This window comes from Stenotrophomonas sp. GbtcB23 (assembly GCF_019091045.1).
In the GTDB taxonomy this organism is placed as follows: domain Bacteria; phylum Pseudomonadota; class Gammaproteobacteria; order Xanthomonadales; family Xanthomonadaceae; genus Stenotrophomonas; species Stenotrophomonas rhizophila_A.
Map to the genome: position 1 here is coordinate 1 of NZ_JAGXKC010000443.1, position 266 is coordinate 266.

1 protein-coding gene is annotated in these 266 nt (G+C 67.7%); it reads left to right on the plus strand.

Annotation, left to right across the window (positions count from 1 at the left end; translation table 11 throughout):
- Positions 1–13: 13 nt before the first annotated feature.
- On the plus strand, positions 14–266 hold a 253-nt coding region (locus tag KVS69_RS19715), incomplete at its 3' end, for a two-component regulator propeller domain-containing protein (RefSeq protein WP_254622308.1).

Consider the following 266-nt stretch of genomic DNA (forward strand, 5'->3'; position numbering starts at 1 on the left):
CGTTGGCCTGAGCATGCTCAGGCCTGGCCGCGAACGCTTCGAGCGGTTCCCAGACCTCGACCAGCATTCCGTGGGGCAGTTCTGGTCGCTGGCGTATGCGGGCAGGGCCTTGTGGATCGGCACCAACCGCCATGCCATCTGCCGGCGGGAAGAGGACGGGACGCTGGCCCGCTACCAGGCCAACGCGCCCGATCCGGCAGCGCTTCCCGACGACACCATCTACAGCCTACTGTCCGGTCCTGCAGGCCATGTCTGGGTGGGTACCG